This is a genomic window from Mesorhizobium sp. M4B.F.Ca.ET.143.01.1.1 (assembly GCF_004792275.1).
GTDB lineage: Bacteria > Pseudomonadota > Alphaproteobacteria > Rhizobiales > Rhizobiaceae > Mesorhizobium > Mesorhizobium abyssinicae.
In genome coordinates this window covers 721,290-733,310 of the sequence record NZ_SRSR01000001.1, presented here as the reverse complement: position 1 = coordinate 733,310, position 12,021 = coordinate 721,290, and the positions used below count along the sequence as shown (strand labels likewise).

Below are 12,021 nucleotides of genomic sequence, written 5' to 3'. Positions count from 1 at the left end.
TCGCGGGCGCATTCATCCAACTATCGGACCGTCCGCGGCGTCGCGGCGGTGCGATCACCGCATCATGGAGCAACCATGTTTTCCTTTACCGCAACGCAGGCCAGCGCGTCTGGCCGCAGCAACCGATCCCGGCGCTGGCAGCACCTCGGCATCCTCCTTTCCACCCTCGCCATGCTGTTGGTCGGCGCTCGCGCCGCCTTCGCGCATGAATTCAAGGCCGGCGATCTCGAAATCGAGCATCCCTGGTCGCGGGCCACGCCTGCCGGCGCCAAGGTCGCCGGCGGCTATTTCACCATCATCAACAAAGGCAGCTCGCCGGACCGGCTGCTGGCGATTGCCTCCGACATTTCGGAGAAGGCCGAACTGCATGAGATGGGCGTCAAGGACGGCGTCATGACCATGCGCCCAGTCAGCGGCGGCCTCGAAATCCCGCCCGGCGGCAAGGTGGCGCTCAAGCCGGGCGCCTATCACCTGATGTTCGTTGGGCTGAAGCGGCAGCCCAAGCAGGGCGAAAAATTCCCGGCGACGCTCACCTTCGAGAAGGCCGGCAGCGTCACCGTCGAGTTCGAAGTCGAAGGCATGGGTGAAACCGGCGACACCGACATGGACCACGCCGAGTGACCCGGCAATCACACAAACTTCGAGGGACAATCATGAACAAGTATCTTTTGACGGCCGGCGTGCTCTTCGCGCTCGGGGCAGATGCGGCGCTGGCCCATGTTACGCTGGAAACCCAGGAAGCGCCTGTCGGTTCTACCTACAAGGCGGTGCTTCGCCTGCCGCATGGCTGCGAGGGCAAGGCGACGACCGCCGTGCGCGTGCAGATTCCAGAAGGGGTGATCTCGGTGAAGCCGATGCCGAAACCCGGCTGGACGCTGCAGACCAAGAAAGGCAAGTACGAGAAGTCCTACCAGCTCTATGGCGAGACGCTGACCACCGGCGTCAAGGAGGTCGACTGGAGCGGCGGCAATCTGCCGGACGAATTCTATGACGAGTTCGTCTTCAGAGCCAATCTGACGGCGGATCTGCCTGTCGGCCAGATGCTCTACTTCCCCGTCGTGCAGGAATGCGACGGCGGCGCCGCGGCACGCTGGATCGAGATGCCGGCCGCGGGGCAGGAGGAGGACGAGCTGGAAAATCCGGCGCCCGGCATCAAGCTGCTGCCGAAGAAATGATCTCCTGGCGGCGCGCTCCGTTCCAGCGCGCGCCGCCTGCTTCGCGATGATGGCATGAGCGCTTCCCCAAGGACCTGCATCGATGACTGGCGAGCCGCCCGGCTTTTTGCCCGGCTTCTGGCCGTCATCTTGCTGTTTGCGGCTATGGCGCTGCCGGACCGCGCCTTCGCGCATGCGGCGCTGATCAACGCCGATCCCGTGGACGGCGCGGTGCTGGCGCAAAGCCCGGCAAGGTTCTCGCTGAGCTTCAGCGAGCCGGTGTCGCCGCTGGTGCTCAACCTGGTGCGGCCGGACGGCACTCAGCTTGTCCTGACGTCCTACCGGCTCGACGATCAGACCATCGAGATCGACAATCCCGAGACGCTGAAAGCCGGCACGCATGTGCTGAGCTGGCGGGTGATTTCGGAGGACGGCCATCCGGTCGGCGGCTCCGTGCTCTTCTCCATCGGCGCGCCGAGCGCTCCGCCGGTGGCTGGGGAGGCGGTCGACTGGGACCTGCGGTCGGCCATCTGGATCGGCAAGGTCCTGCTCTATATCGGCCTGTTTTTCGGTGTCGGCGGCGCCTTCGCGCTTGCCTGGCTGGCCGAGGACCAACGCTGCGGCCGGCGCTTCGTCATCGGCGCGATCCTGTGCGGCCTGGTTGCCGCGCCAATGTCGCTCGGGCTGCAGGGGCTCGATGCGCTGGGCGCGCCGCTTGCACGGCTGGCGCAGCCGGTGGTCTGGCAGACAGCGTTCGCCACCAGCTTCGGCTGGACCGTTTTGATCGCGCTGATCGCGTTTGGTCTCGGCCTGCTGTCGCTGGCCGGGCCGCGCGGCGGCCGCAAGCCGCTTGCCCTTGCCGGACTGGCCGGCGTCGGCGCCGCGCTCGCCGCCAGCGGCCATGCCAGCGCGGCGGAACCACAATGGCTGACGCGGCCGATGGTGTTCCTGCACGGCGCGGGCATCGCCTTCTGGGCCGGCGCACTGGTGCCGCTCGGGCTTTCGGTGAGGCAGCAGTCGGAAGAGGCCAAGCTCTTCCTGCACCGGTTTTCGCGCGCGATCCTGCCGGTCGTCGCCGTGCTTGCCGCCGCCGGCATCGTGCTTGCCGTCATCCAGGTGCAGACGCCGTCGGCGCTGGTCAACACCGCCTATGGCAGGCTGCTGCTCGTCAAGCTGGTGCTGCTCCTATTTCTGTTCACGCTCGCCACCGTCAACCGCTGGACGCTGACGGCTCCGGCCGAAGCCGGCGCCACCGAGGTGCAGCGGCGGCTGGCGCGCTCGATCGGCGCCGAGGTCCTGATCGTGGTCGCCATCTTCGCCGTCGCCGCCGGCTGGCGTTTCACGCCACCGCCGCGCGCGCTGGCGATCGCCGCCGCGCAGCCGGTGTCGATCCACATCCACACGCTGAAAGCGATGGCCGATCTCAGCATCACGCCCGGCCATGCCGGGCCGGTCGCCGCGTCGATGGTGATCATGAGCGGCGATTTCGGGCCGCTCGACGCCAAGGCGGTGACGCTGGTGCTGTCGAAGCCGGATTCCGGCATCGAGCCGATCAAGCGGCCGGCGACGAAGCCGGGCGACGGCACATGGCGCGTCGACAACCTGATCATCCCGGTTCCCGGCCGCTGGACGGCGCGGCTCGATATTCTGGTTTCGGATTTCGAGGTGGTGAAGATAGAGGCGCCGATCGACATCCGCGCCGAATAATATACCAGATGGCTATGCTCTCGTTTTCCACTTAAGCTGCGGTGCGCCTTATGCGGTTCACCGGTTTTTACCAATGCGTTGAGGTGTTCGGGATCGGAGTGATGCTGTTGACGGAGCGCTTTTCTTGGCAAGAAACAATTGAATCAGTGGTCATATCGACCCGGTATATTGTGAAAGTATGTTGCGGTCTTCTGGTCTTTTTTCTTGTTTGCGGATGCGATCTCACAGGTAAAACAAGCTTGATGCAGCCGAGTTTGACCCGCGAGCAGCGCCTGAAGTTTGCCGTAGAGTCCTACTACAAAAACCAATGTAACAAGCAGTGGGCGCTGCTTTGGCCCATGGCGCGAGAAGGCGATGGCGAAGTCCTTTCAGAGCTTGCCTTGGAGCTTGGGGGAGACCTCGAGCTCCCTGCCTCGGATTCGGATACGAAAATTGATCCGGGTGACAAGGCACTTGCCAATGTGTTTGTCATGGCAATCTACGGTATGTCAAAATACCCTGACGACAAACGCATGCTCAACTACATCTTTGACCCTGCTCGATGGAACAGGGGCGATGTCACGGTTGTATCCATTCGTTCTGGCGTGATCAGCTATAGTTCAATCAATCCTCCCCCTCCGGTTTCAATGGCAAAATTGAAAAATTGCCTGTCTCAGGCAAACTCCTCGGATGCTGGCGCCAGATGTGTCACCCAGGCCATTGAATTGGGGCTCATTCCAAGCTTTTCCGAATACAGTAAAGCCATGGATGCAATCCTGGCCACATACCGTGGGGGGAGTTGCCCTAGTCATCGTCCTTGGTAAGAGGATAGGACCCGACGCCGGAACGTCGCTTGACCCAGGGGGAGGTCGCGCTGGGCCGCTCCGTCTTCTAGTGCAATCCATTGCGGCAATGTGCCTCTCGCAGATCAAACGTGGAGTGGCCCTTGGAGAAAAAATCGTCCCCATGGGACACCTCCTGGCTCGGCTTGACCTGAATCCCACACAAGGCGGACGCAACACAATTCGGCGAGGCGGTTGACGCCATCGCAAAGGCCCGTCAATCATCCCGGCAAAACACGGCCCAACAAAATTCGGAAAGCAGGGAAGAAACGATGGAAAAAGCCGAAATCGGCCTGATCGGCCTTGGCACGATGGGCTCCAACCTGGCGCTCAACATCGCCGAGCATGGGCACCGCATCGCCGTCTTCAACCGCACCGCGTCGCGCACCGACGCCTTCGTCGCGAGCGCCGGGCCGCTGAAGGACATGGTTGTGCCCTGCTACAGCCTGGAGGAACTCGCCGCCGCGATCCGGCCGCCGCGGCCGATCATCATCATGGTGCTGGCCGGCAAGCCGGTCGACGAGCAGATCGCGGCGCTGCGCGGCGTGCTGTCCGACAACGACATCGTCATCGATGCCGGCAATGCCAATTTCCGCGACACGATGCGGCGCTTCTCCGAATTGTCTGGCTCGGGCCTGACCTTCATCGGCATGGGGGTGTCCGGCGGCGAGGAGGGCGCGCGGCATGGCCCGTCGATCATGGTCGGCGGCACGGAAGACTCCTGGAAGCGCGTCGAGAAGGTGCTGACGGCGATCTCCGCCAAGTTCAAGGACGAGCCCTGCGCCGCCTGGCTCGGCACCGACGGCGCCGGCCATTTCGTCAAGACGATCCACAATGGCATCGAATATGCCGACATGCAGATGATCGCAGAGATCTACGGCATATTGCGCGACGGCCTCGGCCTGGGCCCGAAAGAAATCGGCGCCGTCTTCGCCGACTGGAACAAGGGCCGGCTCAATTCGTATCTGATCGAAATTACCGCCAAGGTGCTGGCCGCCGACGATCCGAAGACCGGCAAGCCGGTGGTCGACATCATCCTCGACCGCGCGGGCCAGAAGGGCACCGGCAAATGGTCGGTCATCGAGGCGCAGCAGCTCGGCATTCCGGCGACCGCGATCGAGGCGGCGGTTGCGGCGCGCGTGCTGTCGTCGATCAAGGATGAGCGGCAGGCAGCGGAAAAGGCCTATGGCAATATCGGCGTCGCCAAGATCGCCGGCGACAAGGCCGCCCTGCTCAAGGATCTGGAGCTGGCGCTGTTCGCCGGCAAGATCGCCGCCTACGCGCAGGGTTTCGCGGTGATGAGCGGCGCCTCGAAGGAATTCAACTGGAACCTGCCGATGCCGACCATCGCCAAGATCTGGCGCGCCGGCTGCATCATCCGCTCGCAGATGCTGGACACGATGGCCGAGGCGTTCGGCTCTGGCAGCGCGTCAACCAATCTTCTGATGGCGCCGGCCTTCATCGCCATGATGCAGGAGGCGCATCCTTCACTGCGCAGGATCGTGGCGCGGGCGTCGGAAGCCGGCTCACCGGTGCCGGCGCTGTCGTCGGCGCTGGCTTACTTCGACAGCTACCGCCAGGGGCGTGGCACCTCCAATCTGATCCAGGCGCAACGCGATTTCTTCGGCGCGCACGGCTTCGAGCGCATCGGCGAGCAGGGCGCGTTCCATGGACCCTGGAGCAGCGGCGCGGCCTAAGGGCAGGCAAGGCCGGCCTGCAAATGGCGGCCTCCTGCGCTTCTACTCCGGTTCTCGGAAGCCACCCAGTTTGGTCGCTTCGCGCCCGTCTTCGACTCCGACTCGGCCTGACCTGCCTCTCAAGTCGCGCCAATCAGCCGCGATAGGGCAGAACCTCGCTCGGCTTGCTCAGCGATTGCAGCGAGCCGGGTTCGGAGCCGCCGATCCAGCCGAGCACCGAGCGGGCCAGCTCGGAGCCGGCGAGGCGGAAGTTCTCGTTGACGACCAGCAGTTCCCGCCGGAACAGATGCAGCAGTTCCGACGACTGCTTCGACACCACGTCGACGTCGCGGCCGAGCTTCAGGCCGGCATCCTCGATGCCGGCGACGACGGCGAGCGTCGCCGCGGCGGCGCTGCTGACGAAGCCGTCCGGCCGGTCCCGGCGCTGCATCAACTGCGCCGTCCGCATCCTGATCTGCTCGATCGACTGGTCGATGGACACGGTGTTGAACGGCACCTCGCTGGCGCCGACTTCACTCAGCGCATCGGCAAAGCCGTTCAGCGTATGGCCATAGTAGGTGAGGCCGACCGGTGGCGTCACAAGGGCGAGCCGGCTGCGGCCGATGCCGGCGAGATAGCGCACCGCCTCGCCTGCGAAGGCGTAGTTGTCGAAATCATGATAGGGGTGCACGAGCCCCATGTCGGTGCGGCCGTGCGTGGCAAAGGGAATGCCGCGCTCCAGCATGTAGCGGGCGCGCGGATCGTCCGGCTGGGTGCGCGAAATGATGATGCCGTCGGCCGAGCCGGTCTCGACCAGATAGCGTATCGGATCGAGCGGATCCTGCGAGCGCGAATAGGGCGTGACGATCAGGTGATAGGGCGTGTCGGCGATCACCTCCGAGACACCGTAGATGATGTCCGAAACAAAGCTCATGATCTCGCGCTCGGTGTTGAGCACGAGGCTGATGACATTGGTCTTGCCGGTCCTGAGGCGCACGCCGGCGCGGTTCGGCCGGTAGCCTATCTGCCTGGCGACGAGTTGCACGCGCCGCCTGGTCTCGGCACCGATCTCGGGGGCGTCCTTCAAGGCGCGCGACACGGTGGTGACGCCCAGCCCCGTCATGAAGGCAAGCGTCTTCAGCGTCGGCCTGGCCGGCGCTTCGCCATCCCTGTCCGTCTGGTCCCTGTCCATATCGTCCCGCCCGTCAGGCGCATAGCAGTCGCCGGGCCGGCCGGCAATCGCCGCTATCGTCGGGCGGCCAGCTCCCCGTCCCAACAAAAACCCCCATACACTGAAACGTTACAGATTGTCACGACCGTTGTCTGTGCCGGCCCCTGGTCTGCCTTTTCCTGGCGTGCTCTCCCGGCTCGGAAAGTCGTTGGGAATCAGCGCGAAAGGCGTTTCGGGCAATTTTTTGCCAGCTTCTAGCGTTTTGCAGCGCAGCTTTGCGTATTGCGGTGCACAAACTCGTGCCCGGCGGAACTATTTTGTTCGCGCTCCGAAAAATATCGAAGCGGCGTTTGCGTGAGGGGTTGCGCATGTCGTGCAATTGCCGTATCGAAAATCTGTAACGTTTCAGATTCTTGGGAGGAACCGAAATGCGATACAAAATCCTGACTGCTGCGCTGGCGGCGACGGCCGCGCTGCAGTTCGCCGGTCCGGCGGCCGCAACCGACCTGGAAGTCACCCATTGGTGGACGTCCGGCGGCGAAGCGGCGGCTGTCGCCGAGTTGGCCAAGGCCTTCGACGCAACGGGCAATCACTGGGTCGACGGCGCCATCGCCGGTTCCGGCGGCACGGCGCGGCCGATCATGATCAGCCGCATCACCGGCGGCGACCCGATGGGCGCCACCCAGTTCAACCACGGCAGGCAGGCGGAAGAGCTGGTGCAGGCCGGCCTGATGCGCGACCTCACCGATATCGCCACCAAGGGCAAATGGACGGAAGTCGTGCGGCCGAAAAGCCTGCTCGACAGCTGCACCATCGACGGCAAGATCTATTGCGTGCCGGTCAACATCCATTCCTGGCAATGGCTGTGGCTGTCGAACGCGGCCTTCGAAAAGGCTGGCGTGCCGGTGCCGAAGAACTGGAATGAATATGTGGCGGCCGCCCCTGCGCTGGAGAAGGCAGGCATCATCCCGCTCGCCGTCGGTGGGCAGCCCTGGCAAGCCTCCGGCGCCTTCGACGTGCTGCTCGCGGCTGTCGGCGGCACCGATACCTTCCTCAAGGTCTACAAGGACAAAGACGCGAAATTCGCCGCCGGGCCCGAGGTCGCCAAGGTGTTCAAGGCCGCGGACGATGCCCGCAAGATGGCGAAGAACACCAATGTGCAGGACTGGAACCAGGCAACCAATCTCGTCATCACCGGCAAGGCCGGTGGCCAGATCATGGGCGACTGGGCGCAGGGCGAATTCCAGGTCGCCGGCCAGACCGCCGGCAAGGACTATACCTGCCTTCCGGGCCTTGGGCTGAACGAGGTGATTGCCACCGGCGGCGATGCCTTCTACTTCCCGCTGCTGAAGGACGCCGACAAGTCCAAGGCGCAGGAAGTGCTGGCCGAAACGCTGCTCGATCCCAAGACGCAGGTTGCCTTCAACCTGAAGAAGGGCTCGCTGCCGGTGCGCGGCGACGTCGACCTGCAAGCGGCGAATGACTGCATGAAGAAGGGCCTCGACATCCTGGCCAAGGGCAGCGTCATGCCCTGGACCGACCAGTTGATGTCGCAGGACAGCCAGAAGCAGAAGGAGGATCTCTTCTCCGAATTCTTCGCCAAGCCGGACTTGACCGTCGAAGACGCGCAGAAGCGTTTCGCCGACATCATCGCTTCGGCGGACTGATTGGTTTTGCCGACTGATTACGGCGCCCCCGCCAGCTCCTGGCCCCAGCCTATCCGGGGTCAGGAGCGTGATGTCGTCATTGCCCCAGCCCGGCTGTCGAGATGAGCAAGAGCGAACGCCCCAACCAGCTTTTCCGCAACCTCAATGCGAAGGTCGCCTCGATCCCGATGATCCTCACCGCGCTGGTGGTTTTAGTCGGCGGCACCGCATGGACGGTGCTCTATTCCTTCACCAACTCGAAGCTGCTGCCGCGGCTCAACTTCGTCGGCCTCGACCAGTATTACCGGTTGTGGGCGACGCCGCGCTGGCTGATCTCGATCGAGAACCTCTTGATTTATGGCGTCATTTCGCTGGTGTTCTCGCTGGCGATCGGCTTCATCCTCGCCGCGCTGCTCGACCAGAAGATCCGCTTCGAGGACACATTCCGCACCATCTTCCTGTATCCCTTCGCGCTCTCCTTCATCGTCACCGGCCTCGTCTGGCAATGGCTGCTCAATCCGGACTTCGGCATTCAGGGCGTGGTGCGAGGCCTCGGCTGGACAAGCTTCAGCTTCGATCCGCTCTACAATTCCAGCATCGTCATCTACGGCATTTCGATCGCGGCGCTATGGCAAGGCACCGGGCTCGTCATGTGCCTGATGCTCGCCGGCCTGCGCGGCATCGACGAGGATATCTGGAAGGCAGCCCGGGTGGACGGGATCCCGATGTGGAAGACCTATCTGTTCATCGTCATTCCGATGATGCGGCCGGTCTTCATCACCACGCTGGTCATCATCGCCGCCGGCATCGTCAAGGTCTATGACCTGGTGGTGGCCCAGACCAGCGGCGGGCCGGGCATCGCCTCCGAGGTGCCGGCAAAATACGTCTACGACTACATGTTCTTCGCCCAGAACCTCGGCCAGGGCTTTGCCGCATCGACCATGATGCTGTTGTCGGTGGTGATCGTCATCGTGCCGTGGGCCTATCTCGAATTCGGAGGCAAGAAGCGTGTCTGAGCTTGCCATCCCCCTGCCCAGCACCGCCGATGCTCTCAGGCGCGAAGCCACGGGACCGAGCGGCCCGAAGCCGCGGCACGTGTTCTCGCGCCGCAACATCTTCCTCTATGGCACGCTGATCGTGGTGGCGGTCTACTACCTCCTGCCGCTCTACGTGATGGTTGTCACCTCACTCAAGGGCATGCCGGAGATCCGCCTCGGCAACATCTTCTCGCCGCCGCTGGAGATCACCTTCGAGCCTTGGGTCAAGGCGTGGTCGCAGGCCTGCACCGGCCTCAATTGCGACGGGCTCTCGCGCGGCTTCTGGAATTCGGTGCGCATCACCGTTCCCTCGGTGATCCTGTCGATCGCGATCGCGTCGGTAAACGGCTACGCGCTCGCCAACTGGCGCTTCAAGGGCGCCGACACCTTCTTCGTCATCCTCATCGTCGGCGCCTTCATCCCCTATCAGGTGATGATCTACCCGATCGTCATCATCCTGCGCGAGATCGGCCTCTACGGCAGCTTGAGCGGCCTGGTGATCGTGCATTCGATCTTCGGCATGCCGATCCTGACGCTTCTGTTCCGCAACTATTTCTCGTCGATGCCGGAAGAGCTGTTCAGGGCGGCACGCGTCGACGGCGCCGGCTTCTGGGGCATCTATCTGCGCATCATGCTGCCGATGTCGCTGCCGATCTTCGTCGTCGCCGTCATCCTGCAGGTCACCGGCATCTGGAACGACTTCCTGTTCGGCGTCGTCTACACGCGGCCGGACACTTATCCGATGACGGTGCAGCTCAACAATATCGTCAATTCGGTGCAGGGCGTGAAGGAGTACAACGTCAACATGGCCGCCACCATCCTGACCGGCCTCGTGCCGCTCATCGTCTACTTCATTTCCGGCAAGCTTTTCGTACGCGGCATCGCCGCCGGCGCGGTGAAAGGATGATGATGACGGACATTGCCAATCCCAGCGTGTCGATCCAGGATCTGTCGCTGAATTTCGGCGCCGTGTCGGTGCTGCAGACGCTCAACCTCGACGTCGCCGAGGGCGAGTTCATCGTGCTGCTCGGCCCGTCGGGCTGCGGCAAGTCGACCTTGCTCAACTGCATCGCCGGTCTGCTCGACATTTCGGACGGGCGCATCTTCATCAAGGGCAAGAACGTCACCTGGGAAGAGCCCAAGGACCGCGGCATCGGCATGGTGTTCCAGTCCTACGCTCTCTATCCGCAGATGACGGTGGAGAAGAACCTGTCCTTCGGCCTGCGCGTCGCCGGCGTGCCCAAGGACGAGATCGCCAGGCGCATCGCGCGCGCCGCCGAGATCCTGCAGATCGAGCCGCTCCTGCAACGCAAGCCGTCGGCGCTCTCCGGCGGCCAGCGCCAGCGCGTGGCGATCGGGCGCGCGCTGGTGCGCGATGTCGACGTGTTCCTGTTCGACGAGCCGCTTTCCAATCTCGACGCCAAGCTGCGCTCGGAACTGCGGGTCGAGATCAAGCTGCTGCACCGCAAGCTCGAGAACACGATGATCTACGTCACCCATGACCAGATCGAGGCGATGACACTCGCCGACCGCATCGCCGTGATGAGGGGCGGGGTCATCCAGCAGCTCGATGCGCCGCAGACGATCTACAACCGGCCAGTCAACCGCTTCGTCGCCGGCTTCCTCGGTTCGCCGGCGATGAATTTCCTCAAGGGGGAGTTGGAAGCCGGCACCGCCCCTGTGTTCAAAGCCGACGGCGTGTCGGTGCCGCTCGGCCGCTATCAATTCGACGGCGACGGTGGCCGTGGCGCCAAGCCTTGCATCTTCGGCATCCGGCCCGAGCACATAGCCTTCGGCGACGCAGCCGCGGCAATGCCGTTCACCGCCGAGTCGACGGTCGAGATCGTCGATCCGATGGGCTCAGACACGCTGGTGTGGACCAAGCTCGGCGGCCAGATCATCTCCTTCCGCGTCGAAGCAGATAAGACGCTGCGCAACGGCGATGCGATTCGCATCGGCTTCGATCCGGCACGCGCCTCGCTGTTCGACGCTCAAACCGACAACCGCCTTTAACCTCCCAAGCAGCCATCCCCCAAGAAACGGACAGAGACGATGAACTGGTCATTCCAACTTTACAGCGCCCGCAATTTCCAGCCTTGGGAAGGGGTGCTGCAGACGCTCGGCAGGCTCGGCTACAAGGAAGTCGAAGGGTTTGGCGGCGTCTATAACGATCCGAAATCCTTCCGCGCCGAGCTCGACAAGAACGGGCTGGCCATGCCGACCGGGCATTTCTCGATCGACGCGCTCGAGAACGACTTCGACGGCGTGCGCAAGATCGCCGACGCGCTCGGCGTCACGCTTTTGATCTGCCCCTATCTGGTCGCCGAGCAGAGGCCGGCGGACGCCGCCGGCTGGCGCGGTTTCGGCGAGCGGCTGGCCAAGGTCGGCGAGACGGCAAAGAAGGCCGGCTATGGTTTTGCCTGGCACAATCATGATTTCGAGTTCAAGGCGCTTGCCGACGGCTCGGTACCGCAGGACCACATCTTTGCCGCCGCGCCCGATATCGGCTGGGAGATGGACGTCGCCTGGGTGGTGCGCGGCGGCGCGGATCCGCTGCCCTGGATCGAGAAGCACGGCAAGCGCATCAGCGCCGTCCACGTCAAGGACATCGCCAAGCCGGGCGAGGGCCTCGACGAGGATGGCTGGTCGGATGTCGGTCATGGCACGATGGACTGGGCCGGCCTGATCAAGACGTTGCGCGCCAAGAGCGCCGCCAAGTACTTTGTCATGGAGCAGGACAACCCGAACGACATCGAGCGCTTCGCCCGCCGCTCCATCGCATCCGTCAAGGCTTACTAGGAACAATCGA

The 12,021-nt window shown here is 63.7% G+C and carries 11 protein-coding genes; 10 read left to right on the top strand and 1 reads right to left on the bottom strand.

Features of this window, described 5'->3' with window-relative positions; translation table 11 throughout:
* Positions 1-75 precede the first annotated feature (75 nt).
* From EN786_RS03520 to gndA, 5 genes are all read left to right on the top strand, one after another.
* A complete protein-coding gene (locus EN786_RS03520) occupies positions 76-621 on the top strand; it encodes a copper chaperone PCu(A)C (protein WP_127311837.1) in 546 nt (181 codons plus the stop codon).
* Between the two features lie 32 nt (positions 622-653).
* Positions 654-1,175 carry a YcnI family protein gene (locus EN786_RS03515; RefSeq protein ID WP_127311838.1) on the top strand — a complete coding sequence of 174 codons (522 nt, stop codon included), beginning with the start codon at positions 654-656 and terminating at the stop codon, positions 1,173-1,175.
* A gap of 54 nt (positions 1,176-1,229) precedes the next feature.
* On the top strand, positions 1,230-2,861 hold the full coding sequence (locus EN786_RS03510) for a copper resistance CopC/CopD family protein (RefSeq protein ID WP_135907968.1): 1,632 nt from the start codon (positions 1,230-1,232) through the stop codon (positions 2,859-2,861).
* Positions 2,862-2,962: 101 nt separating this feature from the next.
* Positions 2,963-3,664 (top strand): hypothetical protein, encoded by a 702-nt coding sequence (locus EN786_RS03505; RefSeq protein WP_135907966.1) that lies wholly within the window; start codon positions 2,963-2,965, stop codon positions 3,662-3,664.
* Between the two features lie 290 nt (positions 3,665-3,954).
* On the top strand, positions 3,955-5,379 hold the full coding sequence (gene gndA, locus EN786_RS03500; protein ID WP_127311858.1) for an NADP-dependent phosphogluconate dehydrogenase: 1,425 nt from the start codon (positions 3,955-3,957) through the stop codon (positions 5,377-5,379).
* A gap of 133 nt (positions 5,380-5,512) precedes the next feature.
* Here gndA and EN786_RS03495 read toward each other — a convergent pair whose 3' ends face one another.
* Entirely contained in the window at positions 5,513-6,550 is a 1,038-nt protein-coding gene (locus tag EN786_RS03495; RefSeq protein WP_135907996.1) for a LacI family transcriptional regulator, read from the bottom strand.
* Positions 6,551-6,957: 407 nt separating this feature from the next.
* Between EN786_RS03495 and EN786_RS03490 the strand changes: the two genes are divergently transcribed.
* The 5 genes from EN786_RS03490 (at position 6,958) to EN786_RS03470 (ending at position 12,011) form a co-directional block, all read left to right on the top strand.
* Complete coding sequence (locus tag EN786_RS03490; protein WP_126058246.1) at positions 6,958-8,196, top strand: ABC transporter substrate-binding protein; 1,239 nt, start codon at positions 6,958-6,960, stop codon at positions 8,194-8,196.
* Between the two features lie 101 nt (positions 8,197-8,297).
* Positions 8,298-9,191 (top strand): sugar ABC transporter permease, encoded by an 894-nt coding sequence (locus tag EN786_RS03485; protein WP_135907963.1) that lies wholly within the window; start codon positions 8,298-8,300, stop codon positions 9,189-9,191.
* The gene (locus EN786_RS03480; RefSeq protein ID WP_127283001.1) at positions 9,184-10,119 is read left to right on the top strand and encodes a carbohydrate ABC transporter permease; all 936 of its coding nucleotides are present in this window, start codon (positions 9,184-9,186) and stop codon (positions 10,117-10,119) included. The genes EN786_RS03485 and EN786_RS03480 overlap by 8 nt, the downstream gene beginning before the upstream one ends.
* Before the next feature lie 2 nt (positions 10,120-10,121).
* Positions 10,122-11,225: an ABC transporter ATP-binding protein gene (locus EN786_RS03475; protein ID WP_135907993.1), complete on the top strand. Its 1,104-nt coding sequence runs from the start codon at positions 10,122-10,124 to the stop codon at positions 11,223-11,225.
* 39 nt (positions 11,226-11,264) lie between these two features.
* On the top strand, positions 11,265-12,011 hold the full coding sequence (locus EN786_RS03470; RefSeq protein ID WP_127311336.1) for a sugar phosphate isomerase/epimerase: 747 nt from the start codon (positions 11,265-11,267) through the stop codon (positions 12,009-12,011).
* Positions 12,012-12,021 lie beyond the last annotated feature (10 nt).

Bases quoted from the DNA above. Each gene is read 5' to 3' on its own strand.
- EN786_RS03505 (WP_135907966.1), top strand. From the start codon at position 2,963: ATGCTGTTGACGGAGCGCTTTTCTTGGCAAGAAACAATTGAATCAGTG.
- EN786_RS03510 (WP_135907968.1), top strand. From the start codon at position 1,230: ATGAGCGCTTCCCCAAGGACCTGCATCGATGACTGGCGAGCCGCCCGG.
- EN786_RS03490 (WP_126058246.1), top strand. From the start codon at position 6,958: ATGCGATACAAAATCCTGACTGCTGCGCTGGCGGCGACGGCCGCGCTG.
- EN786_RS03495 (WP_135907996.1), bottom strand. From the start codon at position 6,550: ATGGACAGGGACCAGACGGACAGGGATGGCGAAGCGCCGGCCAGGCCG.
- EN786_RS03470 (WP_127311336.1), top strand. From the start codon at position 11,265: ATGAACTGGTCATTCCAACTTTACAGCGCCCGCAATTTCCAGCCTTGG.
- EN786_RS03475 (WP_135907993.1), top strand. From the start codon at position 10,122: ATGACGGACATTGCCAATCCCAGCGTGTCGATCCAGGATCTGTCGCTG.
- EN786_RS03485 (WP_135907963.1), top strand. From the start codon at position 8,298: ATGAGCAAGAGCGAACGCCCCAACCAGCTTTTCCGCAACCTCAATGCG.
- EN786_RS03515 (WP_127311838.1), top strand. From the start codon at position 654: ATGAACAAGTATCTTTTGACGGCCGGCGTGCTCTTCGCGCTCGGGGCA.
- EN786_RS03520 (WP_127311837.1), top strand. From the start codon at position 76: ATGTTTTCCTTTACCGCAACGCAGGCCAGCGCGTCTGGCCGCAGCAAC.
- gndA (WP_127311858.1), top strand. From the start codon at position 3,955: ATGGAAAAAGCCGAAATCGGCCTGATCGGCCTTGGCACGATGGGCTCC.